25 protein-coding genes are annotated in these 19,242 nt (G+C 64.3%); 5 read left to right on the forward strand and 20 right to left on the reverse strand.

The features are described 5' to 3' along the window. Positions 1–58: 58 nt before the first annotated feature. From NDI56_RS03895 to NDI56_RS03915, 5 genes are all read left to right on the forward strand, one after another. The gene (locus tag NDI56_RS03895; protein WP_310918116.1) at positions 59–304 is read left to right on the forward strand and encodes a MarR family transcriptional regulator; all 246 of its coding nucleotides are present in this window, start codon (positions 59–61) and stop codon (positions 302–304) included. Then, positions 297–557: a hypothetical protein gene (locus NDI56_RS03900; RefSeq protein ID WP_310918117.1), complete on the forward strand. Its 261-nt coding sequence runs from the start codon at positions 297–299 to the stop codon at positions 555–557. Before NDI56_RS03895 ends, NDI56_RS03900 begins: the two co-directional genes overlap by 8 nt. Continuing rightward, on the forward strand, positions 547–1,191 hold the full coding sequence (locus NDI56_RS03905; protein ID WP_310918118.1) for a hypothetical protein: 645 nt from the start codon (positions 547–549) through the stop codon (positions 1,189–1,191). The genes NDI56_RS03900 and NDI56_RS03905 overlap by 11 nt, the downstream gene beginning before the upstream one ends. Then, on the forward strand, positions 1,181–1,783 hold the full coding sequence (locus NDI56_RS03910; RefSeq protein WP_310918119.1) for a hypothetical protein: 603 nt from the start codon (positions 1,181–1,183) through the stop codon (positions 1,781–1,783). The genes NDI56_RS03905 and NDI56_RS03910 overlap by 11 nt, the downstream gene beginning before the upstream one ends. A gap of 354 nt (positions 1,784–2,137) precedes the next feature. Then, positions 2,138–2,302 carry a hypothetical protein gene (locus NDI56_RS03915; RefSeq protein ID WP_310918120.1) on the forward strand — a complete coding sequence of 55 codons (165 nt, stop codon included), beginning with the start codon at positions 2,138–2,140 and terminating at the stop codon, positions 2,300–2,302. Here the strand turns inward: NDI56_RS03915 and NDI56_RS03920 are convergent. The 20 genes from NDI56_RS03920 to NDI56_RS04015 form a co-directional block, all read right to left on the reverse strand. Further along, complete coding sequence (locus NDI56_RS03920) at positions 2,283–3,920, reverse strand: ArnT family glycosyltransferase (protein ID WP_310918121.1); 1,638 nt, start codon at positions 3,918–3,920, stop codon at positions 2,283–2,285. The genes NDI56_RS03915 and NDI56_RS03920 overlap by 20 nt on opposite strands. 71 nt (positions 3,921–3,991) lie before the next feature. Continuing rightward, positions 3,992–5,650, reverse strand: a complete 1,659-nt coding sequence (locus NDI56_RS03925; protein WP_310918122.1) for a hypothetical protein — start codon at positions 5,648–5,650, stop codon at positions 3,992–3,994. A gap of 68 nt (positions 5,651–5,718) precedes the next feature. After that, positions 5,719–7,932: a hypothetical protein gene (locus NDI56_RS03930; protein ID WP_310918123.1), complete on the reverse strand. Its 2,214-nt coding sequence runs from the start codon at positions 7,930–7,932 to the stop codon at positions 5,719–5,721. Beyond that, positions 7,929–8,201, reverse strand: coding sequence for a hypothetical protein (locus NDI56_RS03935; protein WP_310918124.1), 273 nt, complete (start codon positions 8,199–8,201; stop codon positions 7,929–7,931). Before NDI56_RS03935 ends, NDI56_RS03930 begins: the two co-directional genes overlap by 4 nt. Further along, on the reverse strand, positions 8,198–9,391 hold the full coding sequence (locus NDI56_RS03940; RefSeq protein ID WP_310918125.1) for a hypothetical protein: 1,194 nt from the start codon (positions 9,389–9,391) through the stop codon (positions 8,198–8,200). The genes NDI56_RS03935 and NDI56_RS03940 overlap by 4 nt, the downstream gene beginning before the upstream one ends. Before the next feature lie 2 nt (positions 9,392–9,393). Continuing rightward, positions 9,394–9,996 carry a hypothetical protein gene (locus tag NDI56_RS03945; RefSeq protein ID WP_310918126.1) on the reverse strand — a complete coding sequence of 201 codons (603 nt, stop codon included), beginning with the start codon at positions 9,994–9,996 and terminating at the stop codon, positions 9,394–9,396. Then, complete coding sequence (locus NDI56_RS03950; RefSeq protein ID WP_310918127.1) at positions 9,997–11,145, reverse strand: hypothetical protein; 1,149 nt, start codon at positions 11,143–11,145, stop codon at positions 9,997–9,999. A 3-nt stretch (positions 11,146–11,148) separates the two neighbouring features. Beyond that, complete coding sequence (locus NDI56_RS03955; protein WP_310918128.1) at positions 11,149–11,301, reverse strand: hypothetical protein; 153 nt, start codon at positions 11,299–11,301, stop codon at positions 11,149–11,151. After that, entirely contained in the window at positions 11,298–11,879 is a 582-nt protein-coding gene (locus NDI56_RS03960) for a hypothetical protein (protein ID WP_310918129.1), read from the reverse strand. The genes NDI56_RS03955 and NDI56_RS03960 overlap by 4 nt, the downstream gene beginning before the upstream one ends. Then, the gene (locus NDI56_RS03965) at positions 11,876–12,784 is read right to left on the reverse strand and encodes a phage tail tube protein (protein ID WP_310918130.1); all 909 of its coding nucleotides are present in this window, start codon (positions 12,782–12,784) and stop codon (positions 11,876–11,878) included. The genes NDI56_RS03960 and NDI56_RS03965 overlap by 4 nt, the downstream gene beginning before the upstream one ends. 225 nt (positions 12,785–13,009) lie before the next feature. Then, positions 13,010–13,552, reverse strand: a complete 543-nt coding sequence (locus NDI56_RS03970; RefSeq protein WP_310918131.1) for a hypothetical protein — start codon at positions 13,550–13,552, stop codon at positions 13,010–13,012. Positions 13,553–13,555: 3 nt separating this feature from the next. Continuing rightward, positions 13,556–13,891 (reverse strand): hypothetical protein, encoded by a 336-nt coding sequence (locus NDI56_RS03975; protein ID WP_310918132.1) that lies wholly within the window; start codon positions 13,889–13,891, stop codon positions 13,556–13,558. Between the two features lie 24 nt (positions 13,892–13,915). Then, positions 13,916–14,476, reverse strand: coding sequence for a hypothetical protein (locus NDI56_RS03980; protein WP_310918133.1), 561 nt, complete (start codon positions 14,474–14,476; stop codon positions 13,916–13,918). Continuing rightward, positions 14,473–14,940: a hypothetical protein gene (locus NDI56_RS03985; protein WP_310918134.1), complete on the reverse strand. Its 468-nt coding sequence runs from the start codon at positions 14,938–14,940 to the stop codon at positions 14,473–14,475. Before NDI56_RS03985 ends, NDI56_RS03980 begins: the two co-directional genes overlap by 4 nt. Continuing rightward, complete coding sequence (locus tag NDI56_RS03990; protein WP_310918135.1) at positions 14,930–15,793, reverse strand: hypothetical protein; 864 nt, start codon at positions 15,791–15,793, stop codon at positions 14,930–14,932. The genes NDI56_RS03985 and NDI56_RS03990 overlap by 11 nt, the downstream gene beginning before the upstream one ends. Before the next feature lie 3 nt (positions 15,794–15,796). Next, on the reverse strand, positions 15,797–16,180 hold the full coding sequence (locus NDI56_RS03995; protein WP_310918136.1) for a hypothetical protein: 384 nt from the start codon (positions 16,178–16,180) through the stop codon (positions 15,797–15,799). 2 nt (positions 16,181–16,182) lie between these two features. Further along, positions 16,183–16,533 (reverse strand): hypothetical protein, encoded by a 351-nt coding sequence (locus NDI56_RS04000; RefSeq protein WP_310918137.1) that lies wholly within the window; start codon positions 16,531–16,533, stop codon positions 16,183–16,185. Positions 16,534–16,541: 8 nt separating this feature from the next. Further along, positions 16,542–17,573 (reverse strand): hypothetical protein, encoded by a 1,032-nt coding sequence (locus NDI56_RS04005; RefSeq protein ID WP_310918138.1) that lies wholly within the window; start codon positions 17,571–17,573, stop codon positions 16,542–16,544. Positions 17,574–17,584: 11 nt separating this feature from the next. After that, complete coding sequence (locus NDI56_RS04010) at positions 17,585–19,057, reverse strand: XkdF-like putative serine protease domain-containing protein (RefSeq protein ID WP_310918139.1); 1,473 nt, start codon at positions 19,055–19,057, stop codon at positions 17,585–17,587. Between the two features lie 3 nt (positions 19,058–19,060). Continuing rightward, on the reverse strand, positions 19,061–19,183 hold the full coding sequence (locus NDI56_RS04015) for a hypothetical protein (protein ID WP_310918140.1): 123 nt from the start codon (positions 19,181–19,183) through the stop codon (positions 19,061–19,063). Positions 19,184–19,242: the final 59 nt, after the last annotated feature.

The following is a 19,242-nucleotide window of genomic DNA, read 5'->3' on the forward strand; positions in this document are numbered from 1 at the left end:
TTATTGTCCCGTGTGTTGTATCATAAAAGGGATGGAACAACGAGTACACAAATCCGACATGGTAAACGAGGATTTTGAGCCGTCGGACCGGCAAGAGCAGCTACTGGACGTTCTGAAGGACGGCCGTTCGGACGGCGAGCCCTGGGGCTACGCCACCGTCAAGCGGTTCTCCGAGGACTCGGGGCTGCGCAAGCAGTACGTCAGCCGCGAAATGGACGGGCTGCTCGGTGCCGGATGGGTCGAGAAGCCCTACCGGGGCCTCTACCGGTTCGTCGCGGACCCACGGGAGGCCAGCGATGAGTGACGTCACGTCCGAGTACGGGCTGATTGTGCTAAAGTGTCGTAGCTGCAAGGCATCCACGCTGTTCAGACTGGAAATTCGCCACGAGGCAGATTCGACAGAGTACGTCGCGAACCTGCACTGCGCGGCTTGCGAGGAGGAGGACAAGTTCCGAAAAGCGTTCGTCAGAAGCGTCGAGCCCGCGGTGGTCGAGAAGCAGCGAATCGACCCCGGTTGCCACGAGGCAAATCCACAGGAGGTCACCGATGCCGAGTGACCAAGTCCGCCAGCTGGACTGGCCCGCCGGGTACGACCGCACTGACCCCAACGACCGCGAGCCGTACCCGGGCGACCTCTCGCCGACGCGCAAGGAGTCTTTCGAGAGTGTCGTCGACGAGCTCGAACGCTGGGGTGCGACCAGCGTCGATATCGAGACGGCCAGCCAGCACTACGTCGACCGGCCGAACATCCCCCACCAGCACGACAAGCCCGACGATGTCGGCGTCGTGGTCCGCTTCCGCCACGAGGACAAGCCCGCCGAGGACGAGCTGGCCTACGCCTGCGACCGGTGGGAGACCCAGCGCGAGAACGCCCGCGCCATCGCGCTGTACGTCAAGCGGATGCGCCTCGCAGAGCGGTGTGGTATCGCGACCGGCCAGTCGACCGTCGCGACGGCCCAGCTCCCCAGCGGGAACGAAGAGGCCATCGCGGTCGGCGACGGGTCCGGCGGGCCCTCGTCGACGCAGGAGCCCCATGTCGTTCTTGGTGTCGCACCGGACGCGCCCGACGACGTCGTCGAGGCGGTCGCCCGCCGGCTATCGGCTAACGCCCATCCTGACAACGACGACGGTGACCGGGACAAGTTCCAGCGCATCCAGCAGGCGAAGGAGGCGATGCTGGATGAAGGCTGACGGCCCCGACCACCTCGCCGACCGGCTGTCCCAGACGTGGGTTGGGGACTTCACCGACGACGTCGGCCTACCCAGCCACTACTTCGGCACGGCCAACACGCATACCGCACCCGTGCTCGAGACCCTCGAAATCCGCCGTGGCGATGACTGGCTGGCGGCTGTCGGGCGAGAGCTGTTCGAGCAGCTCTGGCGCGCTGCGGAGACGACGCTCTCGCAGGACGGCCACGTCATCGACGTCCTCGACGACGCGCGCAAGGCGCTCGCGGACGCTGGCTTCGGCGGCGATGACACCCAGTGGGTCCTCCACCCCGAGACCACACAGAAGGTGCTCGACGAGCTCGCGGACAAACTCGTCTATCTCGACGACCCGGCGACGCTGCGGGAGTACCCTACCGCGACCTCGCCGGCGGTCCCGGTCGGCGGGGCGGTCCTCGTCGACCCGGCGGCGCTGACACGCAACCCGTTGGCTGACATCCCCGGCTCGCTGTCGGCGTGGGACGACGATCATTACCCCATCGACGTCCTAAGCCCGGTCCTCGTTCGCGACGGGCACGGGATGGTCGCCGTCGAGTTCGACGTCGGCGATAGCTGACGCTGTCGGTTCGCTTCTGCAGTACGAACTGTAGTTCGGGGAGTTCTTTCGAGTCTCTATCCAACACTGGAGCGAGGTTGTAGGTTACCGCCCAAGCACGGGCGCGATGACATTCCCAATCGTGTCACTCGCCACGGGAATGACTACACTCAACTGTGCGTCGACGTACCCAGTTAGGATATCCGCTGCGATGAAGCCACCAAATACTACAGCCATTATCATGAAGGCGATTACCCAGTTTCTAACGGACATGTCACTACTTACTGCCGGATGTTGTAAATACCTTATCCTCCGAATATACGGCTAAGAAGGGGTATTGCGGTTAGTTATGGGTAAATCGCGAACCAAGGAGCGATGGAGCGACCGGGGTCAGACGACCTCGATGTTGATATGCTCGTCGACGATCGCGCAGCTGTCAAACTCACCTTGGGCATCCTCGCGGAGCGTCTGCTTGCGCTCTGTGTCGTCGGTCTGTTGAGCCTGGTCGAGCAGTTCGCAATCAGGATGGTTGCCGTGTAGAACAATCTATTTCGAGGAGAGCAAACTCAGCGCCGGCAATGGGCTGTTGGTCTAGTACAGTGTACTCACACTGCAACTCATTCAGCCGTGATTCGGGAACGACGATAACCATCCCAGACTTGACATCACTGAGAGGAACGCGGCTAATTGACCGCTCCGAGTAATACGAGAACCCGTACCAGTTAGGCGGATGGTTCTGGATTACACCGTCAGCCAGATATACCGTCGCATCAGGCGATGTGTGCTCGTGTGCAGATTTCCCAAGATTCCCCTCATTCACCGCCCAAGAGCCAGATATCGCCACCGGTGCCGACAGCAGTAACCCAGCAAGCACCAATCCAATAAGTTGAGATTTCGTCCAGTCGATGTTCTCCGGCCAAAGGTCGAGTTGACGAACGAGCCCGAACCCAACCACGACAGAGAACACACCAATCCCCAGAAGATATCGAAGCCCGCTTGGTGGCGACCTCAATCCGTTCGTAACCACGGGCACGAGCTGTATGGGCAGCCGAGGTGAAATCAGCAGTCCCAGTCCGAGACAGATAAGGACCGCAACTGCTCGCCGTGGCGTTCTTGAAACGGCATCGTCGAGGATGATGCCGACTGCCACTGCCAAGCCAGGAAACGCGGGCGCAATATACCATGGGCCGCCAGCAGTCAGGGAGAAGAAGGCCAGCACTGCAACAACCCACCAGACACTAAACACGAGCAGACGCTCCATCTGAGAGCGGAACCGGGCGACGACCGCGGCTGGAACGACAAATAGCCACGGGTCGGTAAACGCTGGGAAGGCCTGCACGAACGGGAATGTCGAGTAACTCGCCGCTCGCTCAACGACATGGTTGATAAAAATGATATTGATGAACGGGTCGCCATACCTCATGTACATGACTGTCGGCCATGCGAGCACGGCTACAGTAGCAACCACCGTCGCCGTGGCAGCTGGGACCCGGTTTTTCCACAGCCACTTCCAGCGGACTGCGAGGACTGGGAGGGCGATGATGGCGAATACGCCGGCGGCAAACCCCTTCGATAAGAGCATCAATACGGTCGCCCCGGCCCCGACATAGAAGATGTCGCGTCTGTCGTCCGCGGTGGCTACCCAGAGAGTGCACAGCGCGAGCGTCCCGAAGAATACGAACAGGGCATCGGTGCTGCCGGTGCGGCCAGCGTTGAACCCTGCAAACACGTATGGCATCGTGAGAAACGAGACTGCACCGAACAGGCCGGCGCCAACGGAGTACCTGCGAAGGAACCAGTAGATCACTATCGCGGTCGCGATGGTCGCGAGCGCAGATGGGAGTCGGAGCGCAAACTCAGAATCACCCAGCACGGTGACTGAGACCGCCTGAACCCAGAAAACGAATGGCGGCTTCTCCATGAACGGCTCGGTCACAATCGGCCCCCGGTGCAGGAATTGTAAACGCGGAGCAATCCAGTGCCCATTTTCGACGATAGACCGGACTACAAGCGCGTATAATGATTCGTCCCAGCCAATGAGAGAAAAGCTTCCGAGATCACGGATATATGTGGCCGAGCCTATAATAAGAATGCCGAGGACAGCATATACCTCGCGTGTGTTTTCGGAGAAGTGGTCAAGCCATGATTGAACTGCCATCTGCCTGTATCTCTTTAAATATAGATTGAAAAATTTACCGGATTGGTGCTTCTAATCGGTGATATCAGTCATCATCTAGCGTCATTGATGGAAAGGTTTGTCCGCAAGCCATTGCCACTGATAGTATCATCGGCCTGAACAGGTTCCATCTCAATTTGTAGGGGCGTACCTGACGGGATGCGCAGGGTATCCGTGAACGAACGAGACTGGAACGCGGCACCGTTCAGAATCCAAAGCCATTCGCTTTGGACGGCGCCATCGTCAATGAACCGCACATCAACTTGGTTTTGATCGGCCGACGCCTCCAACATGACGTTGAAGGTGATTTGATAGTCAGAGGTCTTCTCCGGGACAAACTGATTGTTCGTCTCGTCCCATTCTCCGAGATTGTCGCGGAGTGCGGACGGGAACGAGACTGTGTTGGGGCCACCCGTAGTGATGTTTTGGGGGGTCCCTTTGCGCACTCGGACGGTAGTTGTTGGCCAGACACCCTCCGAGAGCCTTGCGATGTTCAGCGTGTTGAATATCGGCTTGTTGTATGGGTCAGAATTAGATTGGCCGAAGAACACATTAAGTGTGTTACCTCGGGACGTGTCGTCGACCCCAGAGAAGTCATACCCCACCGTCCCGTTGGCTTCGGCCCCGTAGCCCATCAATTGGTTCCCCTCGAAGCTGTATCCGTTAACGGCCCGGAAACCAACTTCTCCGTTGGATTCGCTCACGTGGAAGAAACTGTTGCCGTTCGCCGGTCCTTCTATCCGGATGCCGTCCCGACCAGCTTGGGACGTGTGTCGGAGCACGCATCGATTACCGTTGAAATAGTCCGATTCGCCGAGGTCTGTCTGCACAACGAAATTGTCGTTCCCAGCACTCGTTATTTCATTGAAATTAAGATGCCATTGCTGGCACCCGCCGCGGACCTGTACGTTGTCCCCACTGGCGTTCCAAACGGCCACGTTATCAACTGTCATGCTGATATTCACAACGCCCGACTCCCCCAGTCGTAGGCAGTATTCTGTGCCAGTGCCACCGGATCCGACAATCGTTACGTCTCGCAGCGTTCCGGCGCGTTTAAACCATATGCCATCACCGCCACTGGTGCTGATAAACGGCCCGTCGTCGTCGCCACTATCGAACGGATCTGTCTGGGCCTGAACCCCCTCTAGATGGACCTTTTTGGTAAAGACGACATCCGTCTCCGAGATGGATTTTGTGAGGAGGATTTTGCCACCGCCAGCTGGTAGTGCATCGTGCGCCGCTTGCAGAGAGTCGTATCCGTTTGGACCAACTAATTTTATGTTGGATAGGTTTTTGGCACTCACCTCTTGGAACTCCCCATCGGGCGCCCGGTTCGACGTCGTCGACGTGTCCGCGCCGGCGTCGACGGTCCCGACCAGCAGGCTCGGGTCCGACGGCGGTGTCTGCGAACTCTCGATTTCGTAGCGGACGTCGTCGTCAGTGCCCGGCTGGATAGCCAGATAGACGTAGTTGAGGCCGGTCGTCGAGGCCAGCCCCAGCCCCGATCGGGCGTCGGGGAAGACATCGTAGGCCTGCATCCCGTCGCGGACGATAGCGTGGCCACTGCCGATGTCCAGCGTGTTGGCCTGGTAGTCGGCGCTGAATCCCAGCCCCCGCTCGACGTAGTCGGTCAGGTTCGAGAGCGCCCGCTGCTCGGTCAGGTTCTGTTCGCTCAGGTCGTCGGTGTCTTGGAAAAGGACTCTGTCTGCCATGGGTAGTGGTTGGGATAACGGTGGGCTCGCGCCGGCGAACGCCAGCGGTCATCGCGATGGTCGTGTGTCTATGCTCGCTCTTGCGTCGCGCCGAGGCGCCGGTCGAGGTTCTGCAGCGCTTCGGAGATGGTATCTCTCGACCCCAGCTGGAGCACGATCTTCTCCGCGGTTCGGTCCAACTGCTTGATTTCCAGCGGCCGCTCGGTCGGGAGCTCGTCGACGTCGAGCTCGCTGATGAGCGAGCGTCCGGCATCCAGCCGGGACAGCGTCACGGTCGCCTCGATGAGCGGCTCGTCGAGGTCTTGCTGGATGACCAGCGCGGCCTGCTCACACTCCCTGTCGCTCGTGACGCTGTTGAGCTTCTTCGGCGGCAGCGCCCGGTCGACAGCGGGGTCGTAGCCGTCGGCCTCGTAGCTGCCTTGGGCGACCCACTGGTAGCTGATGACCAAGGACTGGCCGTCGCTGATTGCACCGTTCGCGAGCGTCGTGATCTCCCCGTCGGCGTAGTTGATATCGTAGTCGACGCCGGCGACGAACTCTTGGCTGGTCGACGCATCGATGAGCGACTCCCGGCCAGTGACGAGGTCGTCCTCGTCGAGCGAGAGCGCGGTCCCGTGGTCGGCGGTGAGTTGCTCGCCCTGCCGCGTCCGGAACGACGACCGGATGGTGACCTTGCCGTAGGTTCGGAGGTCCTTGCTGACGGAAAAGTCCGACAGGCCGCCGGTCGACTGCGTGTCGCGCTGGCCGGGTCGGGTCCACTCGACGCGGATAGTCCCGGTGGCGCTGTCCCAGCGGAGCTCGAAGAAGGCGTTGGCGTACTCGGCCCAGCGCTGGAGGATATCGAGCACGCTTCCCGTCGGGCGCCGGAAGTCCAGCACGGCCACGTCCTCGACGTCGGCGTTGAGTTCGCCGCCGGTGACGCGCTGGGGGACCGTGCCCTGCAGTGGTGTCGTGGTCCGGTCGGGGTCGTCCGTCCGACCGAGCGTGGCCCGCCAGCGCAGCGTTCCCGAGGCCTCGCTAAAGGAGGTCGAGAACGTAGCGGTGTTGCTACCCGAGGACCACGTGCCGCCACTGTCGTTGGAGAGGCCCACGGCCTGCCCATCGTCGGTCGCTGACAGCGTCGCCTCGATGCGGCCGCTGTCGATGTTCCCGGCAGTGCTGGCGTCCTCGAAAGCGACTGAGGTCACATCGGCGATGCCGTCTGGATACCACTGTGGCCCGTCAAGAGGGCCGCCGCTGCCGTCGTTGCTGTTGTCGAACAGCCACGAAAACAAGTTGTTGTACGGTGCAACGGCGTCGACGTACAGCGCGTATGTGGTGCCGCCGCCGGAGTCGGTCACCTCACACCGGAGCGTGTAGTCGCCCGGGACGAGGTCTGGTCCCTCGTAGCCGTCGAGGTTGTTGTAAGCGCCGTCGCCGATCTGGTCCCACGTCAGCGTCGAGCCGAGCACGCCGGCGCCGACCTCGTCGATGAGGTAGCTGTTCCCGTCGGGGTGTTCGAGCGTCCACTTGTGGGCCGGGGCTGAGTTGGTGTCATCCGCGTCGATGCGCACCGCGGCACCGAAGTTTTCGGCAGCGATGGTATGCCCGACGGTGAAGTCCCACTCCGCAAAGTCTGGCCCTCCTGCGACCGACGAGTCCCGGACCAGCGACGCCGAATCGCCACCTGAGTAAACACCCTCGGCTGGTGTCTGTTCGCTCGTTCTGAACTCATTGCCGCTGTCGTAGTCCTCGCCCTCGGTCGTCCAGCAGGCTTGGAGTGTCTCCCAGCCACCGTCGACGAACTGCAGCGGCTGGTCGTCGTCGAGCGGTTGGGCCAGCGCGTTCTGTAGGTCCGTCCCTGACAGCGTCTGGAGGAGGCGCTCCTCAGTGCCGCTGGGCGGTCCGTCGACGGAGTAGTCGTAGGTAGTAAAGTCAGTGAGCAGCGTCCGGACAGCGTCGGGGACGGTCTCGTTCTGGACTTCCGTCTCGACGGGATTGTCGAGCTCCTGACCACCCTCGCCGACGAGGGTAATCTTGTCCGTCGACGTCTCGGGCTTGCGCAGCTCGTCGATGGGGAGCCGTTCGCCGTCCTGCCACGCGCGCATCTCGGGCTCGGCGCCCTCCCACACCGAGTCCAGCCAGCGAGACTCCTGACTCCGTGAGACGGGCACGCGCAGCTCTGGCTTGTCGTTGACGTCCGGCAAGTACTGGGCGTCGTCGAGGGGCTGGACCTCCCAGACGTGGTCTGACTCGGGGTTGACGACCTCCACGACGAGCTCGTCGGGCGGGATGGTCGTCATCGATGCACCACCCGGCAGTCAGCGAGCGGCGACGGACTGGCAGACCCGACCGTGCAGACCATGGTCGTCTCGCCCACGTCGACCGTGCCCTCCGCCGAGCGCGGGTAGACGTGCTCGACGGGGTCGCCACAGACCGGGCAGGTCTCGGGCACCTCGCTCGGGATGTCGGCCTCCAGGTTCTCGATGGGGATGCGCTCGGGCGGCGCCGGCGACGGTCCGTCGTCCGTCGACGAGGACCGCCAGAACGCCAAGTGGTCCAGCAGGCTCATCGGTCGACCTCCGTGCGCTTGATGACATCACCGCTGGGCTCGATGATGGAGCCCGTCTCGCTCGCGATGGGGGCGAGGCGGTCCTGCAGACCCTGTGGTGTGGCCCCCTCGTTGACCGGCTCCGTCCAGACGACGTTGTCCAGACCGCGGATGAGCGTGCCGTTGAGGTTGACACGGTCGCCCGTCGACATGTCCTCGAACTCGAACTGCGCCTTGAGCCGGACCAACCCGATGCTCGTGACGTCGACATCGAAGAGCCGCCAGTCCGACGCGCCCAGCTGCAGGAGGGCGTACTGGCCGTCCGCTGGGTCCCAGCGGTAGGCGCGGAGGACGTCTTCGGGCTGGTCGATGACGAGTCGGAGTCGGTCGGTCTCCAGGACCATGTCGCCGCGGTACTCGTGGTCAGTCAGGTAGACCCGCTGCCACTGGCTCGCGACGCGGACGTCGTCGCCGCCGACGGTCGCGGAGCCCACTGTCGCCGACCCGACCGTCGCACCGTCGCCGGGCTCGCGGTACACCTTCTCGCGGTCGTAGGTGTCCCACACGACGCAGTCGGTGGGGTATTCCTCAGTGTAGGGGATGTCGTAGATGAGGAGTGGCTTGCCGAACGACGGCTCCTCGGGGTCGTAGATATCGATGTGGTCGTGCTCGCCCTCGACGGTGCGCTGGGCCGTGGCGTCCTCGAGGCCGCCGTCGACGTCGTCGAACCAGCGGACCTTGCGGGCTCGGATGGACAGCCCCAGCTCCGGCGCCGCGCCGGCGTCGAACGGATTGTCGTCGGACTGGGGGTTGGTCCGGACCGCCCGCCAGTGCGACCGGCGCGTGCCTTTGGGCGCGAGGACGCCGTCGAACTGCTGGACGCGCTCCTCACGCGGGTCAAGACGGGACTGCTGTGTCGTCTCCGGCGCGTAGTAACCGTCGATGGTATCCTGGCCCTCCCGGCCGGCGTAGGGCACGACAGGGATGCTGCTGGACAGGAGCTCGTCTATCATCTGGGCGTGGATAGGTGCAAACTTTCCGCGGACCTGCCCGACGAGTGTCTGCTGTCCGGGTTGGGGGGAGATGGCATCGGCGTAGGGGACGTCGCTCTGGAGGGCACCCTGCTTGGCGAGGCGTTTCTGCTGGCGCGAGCCGGTGTCGGTCTGGCTGTCGCTCGGGACCGCGACAGCGTGGAGTAAGCGCTCGGTCATGGTTATCCTGTCAGCCCCGTGGCGTCGATGGCCTTGTCCAGTGACTGGACGCTGAGGAAGGTCAGCGTACCCGAGAAGGTCGAACTGTCGTCACTGGACCGGAGCCCCTGTGGGCTCTCCAAGACGACGTCCATCGGCTCATACAGCCCGTCGCTGTGGTGCTGTCCGTAGGCCAGTTTCGCTGGCCGACGGCTGTCGATCTCGGCGATTTCGAGGTAGTGGAAGAGTACCTCCAATTGTGTGAACGCCTTCGCTCCAGTCGCATCGCCGACGGTCAATTCGCTATCGTCACCGGTGTTGCCCCACTGGAGATTAGACCCCGTCCAGCCCGTGAACTCGATCTCGGCCGAGCGGACGCCGCCACCGAGGTCGATGTAGATGCCTTTGCGCTTGGACTGGGGCTTGCCGGTCGCCTCGGACTGGGACTTGGCGAAACTGGAGATGACGGAGTTGACCGTCGAGCCGCGATTCTCCAGTATGAATCCCGTCCGGAGCCCGGGTTTGATATTGATGTTGTCGGCCATGACGAACTTCCCAGTCTCCAGTGTACCGTCGCCGTCGATATCGGCCTCCACGGTCAGTGTGGCATCGGTTTTGAGCGCCATCTATCTGAACTGCCCTCCAAGGTCGAACGCCCTCTTGACTTCTTGGACGGCCTCGTCGACGACCTCGTCGGTGAATCCGTCCAAGGCCTCGTCTATCTCGGAGCGGATGCTCCCTGTCTTGAGGTCCAGCTGCGGCGACGGGACTTGGACGTCCAGTCGCGCGTCGAGACCGTCCGTCAGGGCGTCAGCCCACGGCGGTGTCTCGACGTTGATGCTCGTATCAAGTTGTGGTATCCAGCCCGGCTCGGGGAGTGGCGGATTCTCCAGCGTGTTGAGCCACGACGGCTCGGTGATGGTTGGGTTGGTGAGTGTCGTTATCCAGCCCGGCTCGGGTAGCGTGTTGTTGAGTTGGGACAGCCACGACGGTTCCGAGAGGAGGTTCTTAGTCCACCCGGGCTGTTGTATCGTGATATTCTGCAGGCCGGATAGTGCGCCACCGGCCAGCTCTCCTGGGCCCTTGAACCGCCGATTAGCCTGTTTGGACAGGGGCCCGTTGAGGCCGTTGCCGCGGACGAGGTCGATAACCGAGGCTCCGGCGCCGACTGTCGAGCCGAATCCGCCGAACGTCACTTTGTTGAGGGCTTTGAGGCCCTGGTCGACCGACTGGCCACCGACAGCCGACCGGATGCCTTGCCCGGCACCCCGGAGGCCACCGAGCACTCCTGTCCGGTCGAGGGCAGCGACACCGCCGAGGCCGAGTGCTCCGCCGGCAAGCGCTCCGCCGCCAACGGTCGCTGCGGTGCTACCCGACAGCGCGGCGAGGAGACCAGAGCCGCCGATGCTGCCACCGATGGCACCGCCGAGTATCGACCCGACGCCGCCTTGGACGATGTTCTGGACGGCGCCGTCGCCCTCACCACCACCGCCACCGCCCCCGAGTCCACCCTGTCCGAGCTTCTCCAGCGTGTCGTTGATGTCTTCGAGGACGTCCAGCTGGTCCATCATGACGTCGAGCATGCCGACGCCGGCGCCGTCGCCGATAAGCGACCCGCCGCCACCGCCACGTCGACCGCCGGGGACACCGCCGCCGGTGCTGTTGATATCCACCGACACGCTCCCGAGTTCGGACTCGATCTGGTCGCGTGCGCTGCGGAGCGACGAGTCCGACACCGTCACTTCGAGCACGCTCGTGGTCGTGAACTCAGTCATCGGTCACTCCTCTGGGATGGACCCGAGTGACTGTCTGGCGTCCAGCACATCGTGGATGGCCAGCCAGTCCAGCACTTCGCCCCACAGCATATCGTCGAAGGCGCGGGGGTCGCCGCCAGCGTCGACGTATCTGGCCCGAGCATAGCGAACGATCACTCCTCGGTCGAGCTGTTCGGCGTCGACATCTCCGCGGGCGAGGCCGCGGAGGAGGGGACGTTTCCCTCCGGGTCCATGAGCGCGTCGACGCGGTCTTCGGCCCACTCCAGGAACCACGGATGGAGCTGCCCGACGACGCCAGCCAGCTCCCCGTCGGCCATACCGTCGTCCTTGAACGGCGCCTCGACGACTGCGTCCGCGATGTACAGCGACTGCTCGGAGCCCTGCGTGTCGCCAGCCGACTGGATGTCGGACTGCAGCCGCTGGATGGTCCGGGCCCGCGGGGCGCCCAGCGTGATGCTGTCGGCAGCTTCGTCCCACGCCGGGAAGTCGTCGCTGTCGGCCGCGTGGTCACGGGCCCAGACGACGCCCTTCCGGTGGGTCGACAGCGTCGACGCTTCGGAGACGGCCTGCTGCAGAGCATCACGCTTGGCCTGTGGGACGTCGTTGCCCTTGCTCTGGATGTTCTGGATCTGCTCTCGCAGCGAGTCGGCCCCGGCTTCGAGCTCGTCGATGCGCTCCTGGAGGCGCTGCTCCTCGTCGTCGAAGTTGATTTCGGTGTCGTTGAACGTGGTCATGCGAAGGTCACCGCCGGGTCGCCGTCGACGTTGAACGTCGTCTGGTCGCTGGTATCCTCAGTGCCGATGACTTCGTTCCAGCTGTGCGTGTCGGGCTTGAGCTTCGCGAGGTTGAACGTCCGGAGGACGTTGCCCGACGCCGGCGTCAGTGTCATCGTACCCGAGACGCTGTCGAGCGTGTCCACGTCGGTCGACTCGCCGCCCTTCGCGAGGTCCAGCCGTGTCTCCTCGACGAACGTCGCCTCGACGTCGAGCGTCGCCTCCGGCGCCGCGGTCACACCTCGGTTCGGGACACTGTCCAGCCCGTACTGGAAGCGCGACAGGTTGGTCATCGACAGCGTCGCCGACTGCAGGTCCGACACGCTCGCCGCGTCGATCTGCAGGTCGACGCCGTGCCACGCCAGCGCCGAACCGTCCGAGACGCGCGTCGCTGTGGTGAGGTCCGCCGCCGGGTCAGACTCCTGCTTGGCGTAGGCCATCGACAGCGTGTACCGGACCCGGTCGCCCTGCTGGTAGTTGACCGAGTACTCCAGTGGGATGCACCCGAAGTACTCCTCCTCGGCTGTCCCGCTGGGGTAGTCGACACCGGCGAAGATGCGCCCCGACGTGGAGACGCCTGGGACGATTGTGTCGGCGGCGTTGAGGACGAGCTGCTCCTCGACGTCGGTGTGGACGTCCTCCGAGACGACGGCCTCGATGGTGATGGCCCCCTCGAAGTTGCTTTTGACCGACTCCTCGGTCCAGGCGTTGTCGTACTCGCGCAGCCGCTGGAGCGCGTTGTCCAGCGACAGCTCTGTGATGGTCGGGTCCCGTCCCAAGGCGAACAGGTCGGGCGCGCCGACGAGCGAGCCCATGAAAGACTGCTCGCCGGCGGCGACGAGCGTGCCACTGCCGGCCCCCGTCATGCGATACCTCCGTCGCTATGCGTATGTGTTATCACCATGATGATTGCCTGAAAACGCCGCGTGGTAGCCTCGACGCCGGCCGCGGCGACCGGCGGGTCATCAGTTATTTCCGGAGCTACAGTAGAGAATCAGCCGATAGAACCGTCCTCAGCGCTCCTTCTTTGATGTCCTCAAAGGCAGCTTCGGCGATAATGCCGCCTCCACCGAGGGGGGCGGAGTACCACGTCATATTTCAACTCCCAGATAGATGTTCGGGCGGTCGAGAGTGATACTTTCGTTCGAATTGCTCGTCTTTGCCTGGTTAATCAGCTCGATGGGGGACGCGGTGGTCGCGGGGGTGTACTCCACCCACCCGGTGTCGAACGGCCCGTTGCCCGTGGCGGAGACTTCGGTCCCGGCGACCGCTTCGCCGTCCTCGAAATTGTAGAGGCGGGCGCTCGCGGTCTGCCCCCCGTCCACGCCGTCGAACTTCCCCGTCATCTTCACGCGAACGCTGTCCACGGGCCCGATTTCGGCCCACGTCAGGAACGTCGAGGAGAGGTCGACCAGCGCGTCGTAACTCGTGTTTGACGTGGAACTGGACCGGCTTGCAGAAGGACCCAACGCAAGCAGCGTTACCACATCGCCTTTTTCAAAGCCGACTTCTCTGAGCGTCTCCCACGCTTGTCCATCTTGTCTGTCGATTAAGTCGTCTGTATCTATCGCCGGCCCCTCCAGCGTCCCGTCGGTCCGCTCGCGCCACTGCCGAAGCCGTCTGAGGATGCCCATCGGTCAGGCCCCCTGGATGGTGACGTCAGCGGTCTCGCCAGCGCCGGCGGCGTCGGTCACCCGGATACGGAGATACCGGTCGCCCAGGATAAACGCGTCGCGAATATCCTGCGCGTCGTCGACGTCGGCTTGGTCGTAGACGACCTCGCCCTCGAACCAGTCGTCTGTGCCGGGGCTCTTGCCCGCCGCGACGTCGACCGCGTAGCTGGCGTCGGCGCTGGCTTCGATGTTGATCGAGACCAAGCGGTCGCCGGGCACTTCGACGCGTGCTATCTCGCCCGTCTCGTCGATGGGGGCGTCTGTAACGGTGTGTTCGTCTTGTCTGAGGTTGAGTTTCATTGGTAGTATCGAAAAACGGCGGCGTCAGAGTGTCTCGAAGCCGTCGAAGACGACATCGAAATCGGTCCGGTAGTAGTCCGCGTAGTTGCTGGACTGGTCAGCCTCGTTCGCGAGCGTCAGATGGGTAAAGCCCACGTCGGGGTCGGCGTCGGGATACTCGCGACCGGCGTAGATGGCTGCCTTGACCCGCCGAAGAAACCCGTTGGGGCCGTGCCACGGGACGCCGTCGGCGCCCTCGGGATCGACGTGGCCCCACTCGCCGCCCTGGGAGGTCAGCCCCTCCAGCCGGACGCCGACGACGACCTCCTTGTCGAGGTCGTACTCGGTGCCGATGGGCTCCTCGGCGCTCTCGGCGTACTGCACGCCGATGTAGACGCCCTTCTCCAGCGCCGCCGACCGCTCGCGGATGGGCGTCGACATATCGAGCGTGCCGTCGCCGTCCCAGATGCGCGAGGTATCGCGGTCGACACGGCGGACGCGCACCGGCGGCGTCCCGTCGGGGACGTCACGAGTGTACGTGTCCTCGACGTCGGTGACCACGCTGGCGACCTGGTCGAGGACCCACTCGGTGCTGGGATGGGTCACGAGACAGCCCTCCGGAGCCAGTTGATGCTATCGCGGATGGCCCGCGTCTCCTCGACGCCGCTCACTTCGACTTCAGGGAGGAACACGCGGTAGCCGTCGCCCTCTTCGTCGAACTCCTCGGCGACCCAGTCGGGCGCCTCCGAGCGTTCCCAGACGAACGACAGCACCGGGTCGCCCTCGACGGTGTGGTCCGAGGTGCCGAATTCGAAGTATTTGACTGCCGGATGCGACCAGCCCCAGCGGATGGTCAGCTGACCATCGCTGCGGTCGACCTCGACGCCGGCGAAGCTGTCGACGATGGGCTCGACGTCGTAGTCCTCCTCGCGAGCATACCGTTCGAGACGGCCCTGAACGCGCTGGACGGCCTGAGCGACGAGGTTGTCCCGCTCGCCGACGAGCTGGCGCTCGACGTCGTCGAGGACCGCCTCCTGGAGGTCGTCCTCGAAGCTACTTTCAAGGTTCATCGGTCTCGTAGACCTCCATCAGCTCCCCGGCTTTCCGCTCCAGTTCCTCGGCCTTCGTGTCGACGCCGTAGATGGTCGCGTTCTGGGGGATTTCGATGACGGCCTCCTCGACGAGGTCGGCCGCCGCCCAGTTCGCGACAGCGCGGCGGACGGTCCGCGGGATGCCTTCGTGGCCGAAGTCGAAGTCGACGTACACCGCGTTCGAGAAGCTGGGGATGTCATCGTCCATCGCGTGGACGTCCAGGTACAGCTCGGACACGCCACCGTTGTTGACCCGGACCCACCAGTCATCGCCGCGGTTGGCGTTGCCGACGCCGCCATCGTAGTCGGCGCCGGTCCAGTCGTCGAAGCCACCGTCCTCGTTGACGACCATCAGCTCGTTGACCGCGTCGACGTCCTTCCGGGCGAGCGTGATGCGGGTGTAGACCGGGACGGTGTCGTCAACCGGCGGCTCCAGCGACTCCGGCCGACCGAAGGCGATGCGAATCTCCCGCTTGGGGTCCTGGTAGTGCTTGCGCCGTCGCTCGTGGGTGGGGCCGGCCTCCAGCAGCGCGTCGCTGTTCTTCCGGAAGCGATAGCGCTCCTGCTCGCTGGCGCCGTGGACCATCGCGCTGTGGGTGGGGATATCCTCCTCGTCGTCGCGGGTGTTCGGGGCCGTCGGGATGGTTACCTCGCTGGCCTCGGAGATGCCGTCGGGCTCGTACCAGTGGCGCTTGTATGTCTTCTCCAGCCACTCGGTGCGTGACGTGATGGCATCAACGGCTATCTGCGCATCCCGGCCGACATCTTCGGGCAGGCTCGCCTTCCGCAGCGCTCGCCGGACGTCTTCCAGCGTGCAGTACCCCGTCACCATGTGTCAGTTCTCCAGTTCTCCGCGCCGGTCGTTGACCGCCTTGACGACGGTGTCACTGGTCTCGACGTCGGCGATATCGTCCAGATGGCCGTCGACGCGACCCTCGCGGACATCTTCGGCCCGCTGCTGGTAGTTCAGTTCCAGCCAGCTGTCTTCGGACCAGTCTGCCCACTCATCGACGTCGGGTGCCCCGTCTTCCTCGTGAGCATCGTCACCGACTGTCCACTCACTTTCTGGGCCCGGCTCGTCGACGAGCTCGAAGTCGCCCCGCTCTTCGACGAGATACTCTGCGTCGTCAGCCGCGACGTCGTCGGTGTCGCCGACGGAGAATTCGCCGACGCCCCGCACGGTGACGTTCGGCGGGTCGGTCTTCTCAACCCAGACCATCGTCAGGCGCTCCCGGTGGCCTCGACGACCCAGCCGCTGGTCGTGCCGTCGACGTTCCGTACCGTCGCGGTCTCGCCGGCCGTGGTCAGGTTCGCCGGCCCGGTCCCGACGAAGTCGGCGTCGTCGAAGGCGACCGCCGGCGTGTTGGCGCCGCCGTTGTGGACCACCGTGACGACGTGCCCCTCGCGAGCGGCGGCGTCTAGGTCGACCGTGTTGGTGCCGTCGGGGTTGACGACGTGCTGGCGGGCGGTCTTGCTGACGGTCGTCGCGGCGCCGTTGGCCGGACTGTTCGTCTCGGCGTAGGGGTCGTCCCCCTCGTGGTGCTCACGCACTCTGTTGTTGGTTGTCGTCATCGGGCACCTCAGGCGATGTTCTCGATGAGAACGCCGGCCTGCAGGCTCTTGATCTGGAAGTCGAACTGCCCCTCCAGCCAGTTGCGCGAGTGCAGGCGGTTCTCGTGGACCTTGTCGGTGTCCTGGGTCTGGTCGAGCTCCATCTCCTCGTAGAGACCGAACGCGAGGTTGTCGGGGTCGGTGAGCATCCCGTAGGACTCGGGCCAGCCGTTGACGCCGACGACGTCGTAGGAGAACGGCGTGATGTCGCTCTCGCCGAAGATGACTGCCGAGCCCAGCGGGTCCTCGCGCTCGGTGAGCGAGAAGACGTACTCCTGGACCTTGTCCGGGTTCATGACGAACACGGCGTTGTCGGGGTCGCGGAAGCGCGAGTCGAGCGTCAGCAGCGACTCGTTGAACATCTGCGTGTCCGGCGCCGCGCTGGCCTGGTCGTACACCGGCATGGTGTCGACCTCGCCGCCGGGCGTGTCCTCCAGCCCGATACGGTCCGAGGCCGTGTCCTCCCCCTCGGCGATGGCGATCCAGCCGTTCCAGGTGGAGTCCAGCGCCGCGGCGCCGCCGATGGACTGCAGGTTGTCGCTGTCGGCGTTGGCTCGCATCCCGATGAGCCCGACGTCGTTGAACCAGCGCTCGATGAACTGGTCGACGATGTAGTCGCCGAACTGGTCGGGACCGTAGTGCGTGTTCTTGAGGGCGTCACGCGTCGGCTCGACGAGGATGTAGTACTGCTTGTCCGTCGCGTTGAAGGCGACGTCACCGTCGTCGTTCGAGGAGTTGCTGGTTCGGCTGCCTTCCTCGTCCCGGGTCGAACCCGAAAGCTGGGGCACACCGAACGCCGGGACGTCCATCTCCAGACGTTCGAGGGCCATCGTGTCGGCCATCTCGATGATGGTGACCTCCTTCTGGGCACGCTCCAGGAACTCCTCCGTGACGTCACGAGGTAGCTGGAAGTTGTCCAGCGTCGCGAGGTCGACGTCCTTGTTGACGCCGCCGGCGACTTGGTTCTGCGTACGAACTGCGTCGATAGTGTTAGTTGCCATGAATAGTCACCTCAGGAAAGTCGCTTCGCGATGTCGTCGGTCGCGCTGCCGGTCTCGCTGCCGTTGTTGCCGTCGAGCTGGTCCGTGCCCGCGGCCTCGCGGGAGATGCTGTCCAGCCGACGATGGAGCGCCTCGATGTCGCTCTTCGTGACGCCTTCGTCGACGTCCTTCTCCGTCTCGCTATCCTCGTCGAACCAGGCCATGGCCTCCTCCTTGGAGACCTCGGCGACCGTGCCGTCGGGCAGCTCGACCTCGGCGGTCTTGTCGGCGTCTGCGTCGGAGCCGTCGCCGTCGACGGCCTCGGTCAGGCTCTTGACGGCGTCGGTGAGTTCGTTGATCTGTTCTGCGTTCTGCTCGGCGAGAGACTTGTCGGCGTCCCCGCCGTCGTCGTTGTCACTCATGTTGTTGGTGTCGTCCGGCGTGTCGCCGCCGGCGGCGTGCTTGTCGTCCTCATCGTCATCCTCCGGGTCGTCCTCGTCCACGGACCACGTCCGACCGTCGTACTCGCTCATGTCGAAGTCGACGTCGTCGCGGTCGGTGAACCGCTTCGGGACGTCCATGCCAGCGTCGTGGAGCGCGTCCAGCCCAGCGTCAACAGAGGCCATGATAGCCTTCCGATTGTCGGCCGAGAGCGTCTGGCCGTCCTTCTCGCGGGCCGGGTCCGTATCGGGCGTCTCGGTCGTGTTGGCTTCCGAGTTCCCGCCCGGAGACAGCGCCGACAGGAAGGCACGACCGGCCTTCGCGAGCGCCGACTGCTTGCCGGGGTCGGCGGCGCCGTCCTCTTCCAGCGCGCGGTTGAGGTTGTCCCACAGCCGCTCGGCCTCTTCCTCGGAGTGACCGCGCTCCATCGCCTCGGCGACGAAGCCGTCCTGATCGCCGAGGTAGTCGCCGAGACGCTTCTCGGCGTCGGCCTTCGTTTCGAGGATCTCGGCGTCGGGCACCGCGGGGATGTCGACGGTCGACGTCTCGCGAACGATGCCGTCGGTCAGCTCCCAGACCATCGCGTCGTCGGGCAGCTGCTCTGGCGTCTCGACGTCGTCGACGGCCTCGTCCTCGCCGGGGACGAACGGCCCGTCCCACTGGACGTTGACTGCGCCGATGGAGTAGCCCTCGAGGATGCCGTCCTCGACGAGCGCCCAAGTACCGGCGTCGTCGTACTGCCACTCCTGAACCCACGCGCCCTCGGGCGCGGTGGCCCCGCCGATGTCTTCGGCCTCGTCGAGGACCTCGTTGCGTTCGAGGGACATCCACTCCGACGGCCACGCGGCGTGCATGATGCCACCGTCGGCGCTGCCGGAGTCGTACAGCGCGCCGAACTCGTCGGCGAAGCTGCGGATGGTCTCCTCGCGAGCGAAGTCCTGCTGCAGGTCGGCCTTGTCCGGCACCATCACGATGCCGGTGGCCTTCTGCTCGGCGTCGTCCTTCGCGACGAACTCTACCTCTTTGCGGAAGGCGTCCCCGCCGGCCTTGGTTACGGGCGGCATGGGTCAGCCCTCACGCTCGTCCTCGTCGTCGGCGTCCGCGTCGGCGTCCTCTGTGTCGAGTTCCTTGGCTCGACCGGTCGAGAGGACGCCGCGCTTCTCGCCGCGCTCGTTGCTCTTGTTGCTCATGTGTCGAGAGAATCGTTGTCCCGGTCGAACCTCGCGCGGGGAGTCGGGGCTCCCGCGGT

Source organism: Halomicroarcula saliterrae (assembly GCF_031624395.1).
Lineage (GTDB): Archaea > Halobacteriota > Halobacteria > Halobacteriales > Haloarculaceae > Haloarcula > Haloarcula saliterrae.

Excerpts from the sequence above, each read along its gene's own strand:
- NDI56_RS03895 (WP_310918116.1), top strand. The coding sequence starts at position 59 with ATGGTAAACGAGGATTTTGAGCCGTCGGACCGGCAAGAGCAGCTACTG.
- NDI56_RS03960 (WP_310918129.1), bottom strand. The coding sequence starts at position 11,879 with ATGACCACGTTCAACGACACCGAAATCAACTTCGACGACGAGGAGCAG.
- NDI56_RS03940 (WP_310918125.1), bottom strand. The coding sequence starts at position 9,391 with ATGACCGAGCGCTTACTCCACGCTGTCGCGGTCCCGAGCGACAGCCAG.
- NDI56_RS03930 (WP_310918123.1), bottom strand. The coding sequence starts at position 7,932 with ATGACGACCATCCCGCCCGACGAGCTCGTCGTGGAGGTCGTCAACCCC.
- NDI56_RS03965 (WP_310918130.1), bottom strand. The coding sequence starts at position 12,784 with ATGACGGGGGCCGGCAGTGGCACGCTCGTCGCCGCCGGCGAGCAGTCT.
- NDI56_RS03900 (WP_310918117.1), top strand. The coding sequence starts at position 297 with ATGAGTGACGTCACGTCCGAGTACGGGCTGATTGTGCTAAAGTGTCGT.
- NDI56_RS04000 (WP_310918137.1), bottom strand. The coding sequence starts at position 16,533 with ATGACGACAACCAACAACAGAGTGCGTGAGCACCACGAGGGGGACGAC.
- NDI56_RS03915 (WP_310918120.1), top strand. The coding sequence starts at position 2,138 with ATGGAGCGACCGGGGTCAGACGACCTCGATGTTGATATGCTCGTCGAC.
- NDI56_RS03950 (WP_310918127.1), bottom strand. The coding sequence starts at position 11,145 with ATGACTGAGTTCACGACCACGAGCGTGCTCGAAGTGACGGTGTCGGAC.
- NDI56_RS03905 (WP_310918118.1), top strand. The coding sequence starts at position 547 with ATGCCGAGTGACCAAGTCCGCCAGCTGGACTGGCCCGCCGGGTACGAC.
- NDI56_RS03925 (WP_310918122.1), bottom strand. The coding sequence starts at position 5,650 with ATGGCAGACAGAGTCCTTTTCCAAGACACCGACGACCTGAGCGAACAG.
- NDI56_RS03935 (WP_310918124.1), bottom strand. The coding sequence starts at position 8,201 with ATGAGCCTGCTGGACCACTTGGCGTTCTGGCGGTCCTCGTCGACGGAC.
- NDI56_RS03985 (WP_310918134.1), bottom strand. The coding sequence starts at position 14,940 with ATGAACCTTGAAAGTAGCTTCGAGGACGACCTCCAGGAGGCGGTCCTC.
- NDI56_RS04015 (WP_310918140.1), bottom strand. The coding sequence starts at position 19,183 with ATGAGCAACAAGAGCAACGAGCGCGGCGAGAAGCGCGGCGTCCTCTCG.
- NDI56_RS03970 (WP_310918131.1), bottom strand. The coding sequence starts at position 13,552 with ATGGGCATCCTCAGACGGCTTCGGCAGTGGCGCGAGCGGACCGACGGG.
- NDI56_RS03910 (WP_310918119.1), top strand. The coding sequence starts at position 1,181 with ATGAAGGCTGACGGCCCCGACCACCTCGCCGACCGGCTGTCCCAGACG.
- NDI56_RS03995 (WP_310918136.1), bottom strand. The coding sequence starts at position 16,180 with ATGGTCTGGGTTGAGAAGACCGACCCGCCGAACGTCACCGTGCGGGGC.
- NDI56_RS03990 (WP_310918135.1), bottom strand. The coding sequence starts at position 15,793 with ATGGTGACGGGGTACTGCACGCTGGAAGACGTCCGGCGAGCGCTGCGG.
- NDI56_RS04005 (WP_310918138.1), bottom strand. The coding sequence starts at position 17,573 with ATGGCAACTAACACTATCGACGCAGTTCGTACGCAGAACCAAGTCGCC.
- NDI56_RS03975 (WP_310918132.1), bottom strand. The coding sequence starts at position 13,891 with ATGAAACTCAACCTCAGACAAGACGAACACACCGTTACAGACGCCCCC.
- NDI56_RS03945 (WP_310918126.1), bottom strand. The coding sequence starts at position 9,996 with ATGGCGCTCAAAACCGATGCCACACTGACCGTGGAGGCCGATATCGAC.
- NDI56_RS04010 (WP_310918139.1), bottom strand. The coding sequence starts at position 19,057 with ATGCCGCCCGTAACCAAGGCCGGCGGGGACGCCTTCCGCAAAGAGGTA.
- NDI56_RS03920 (WP_310918121.1), bottom strand. The coding sequence starts at position 3,920 with ATGGCAGTTCAATCATGGCTTGACCACTTCTCCGAAAACACACGCGAG.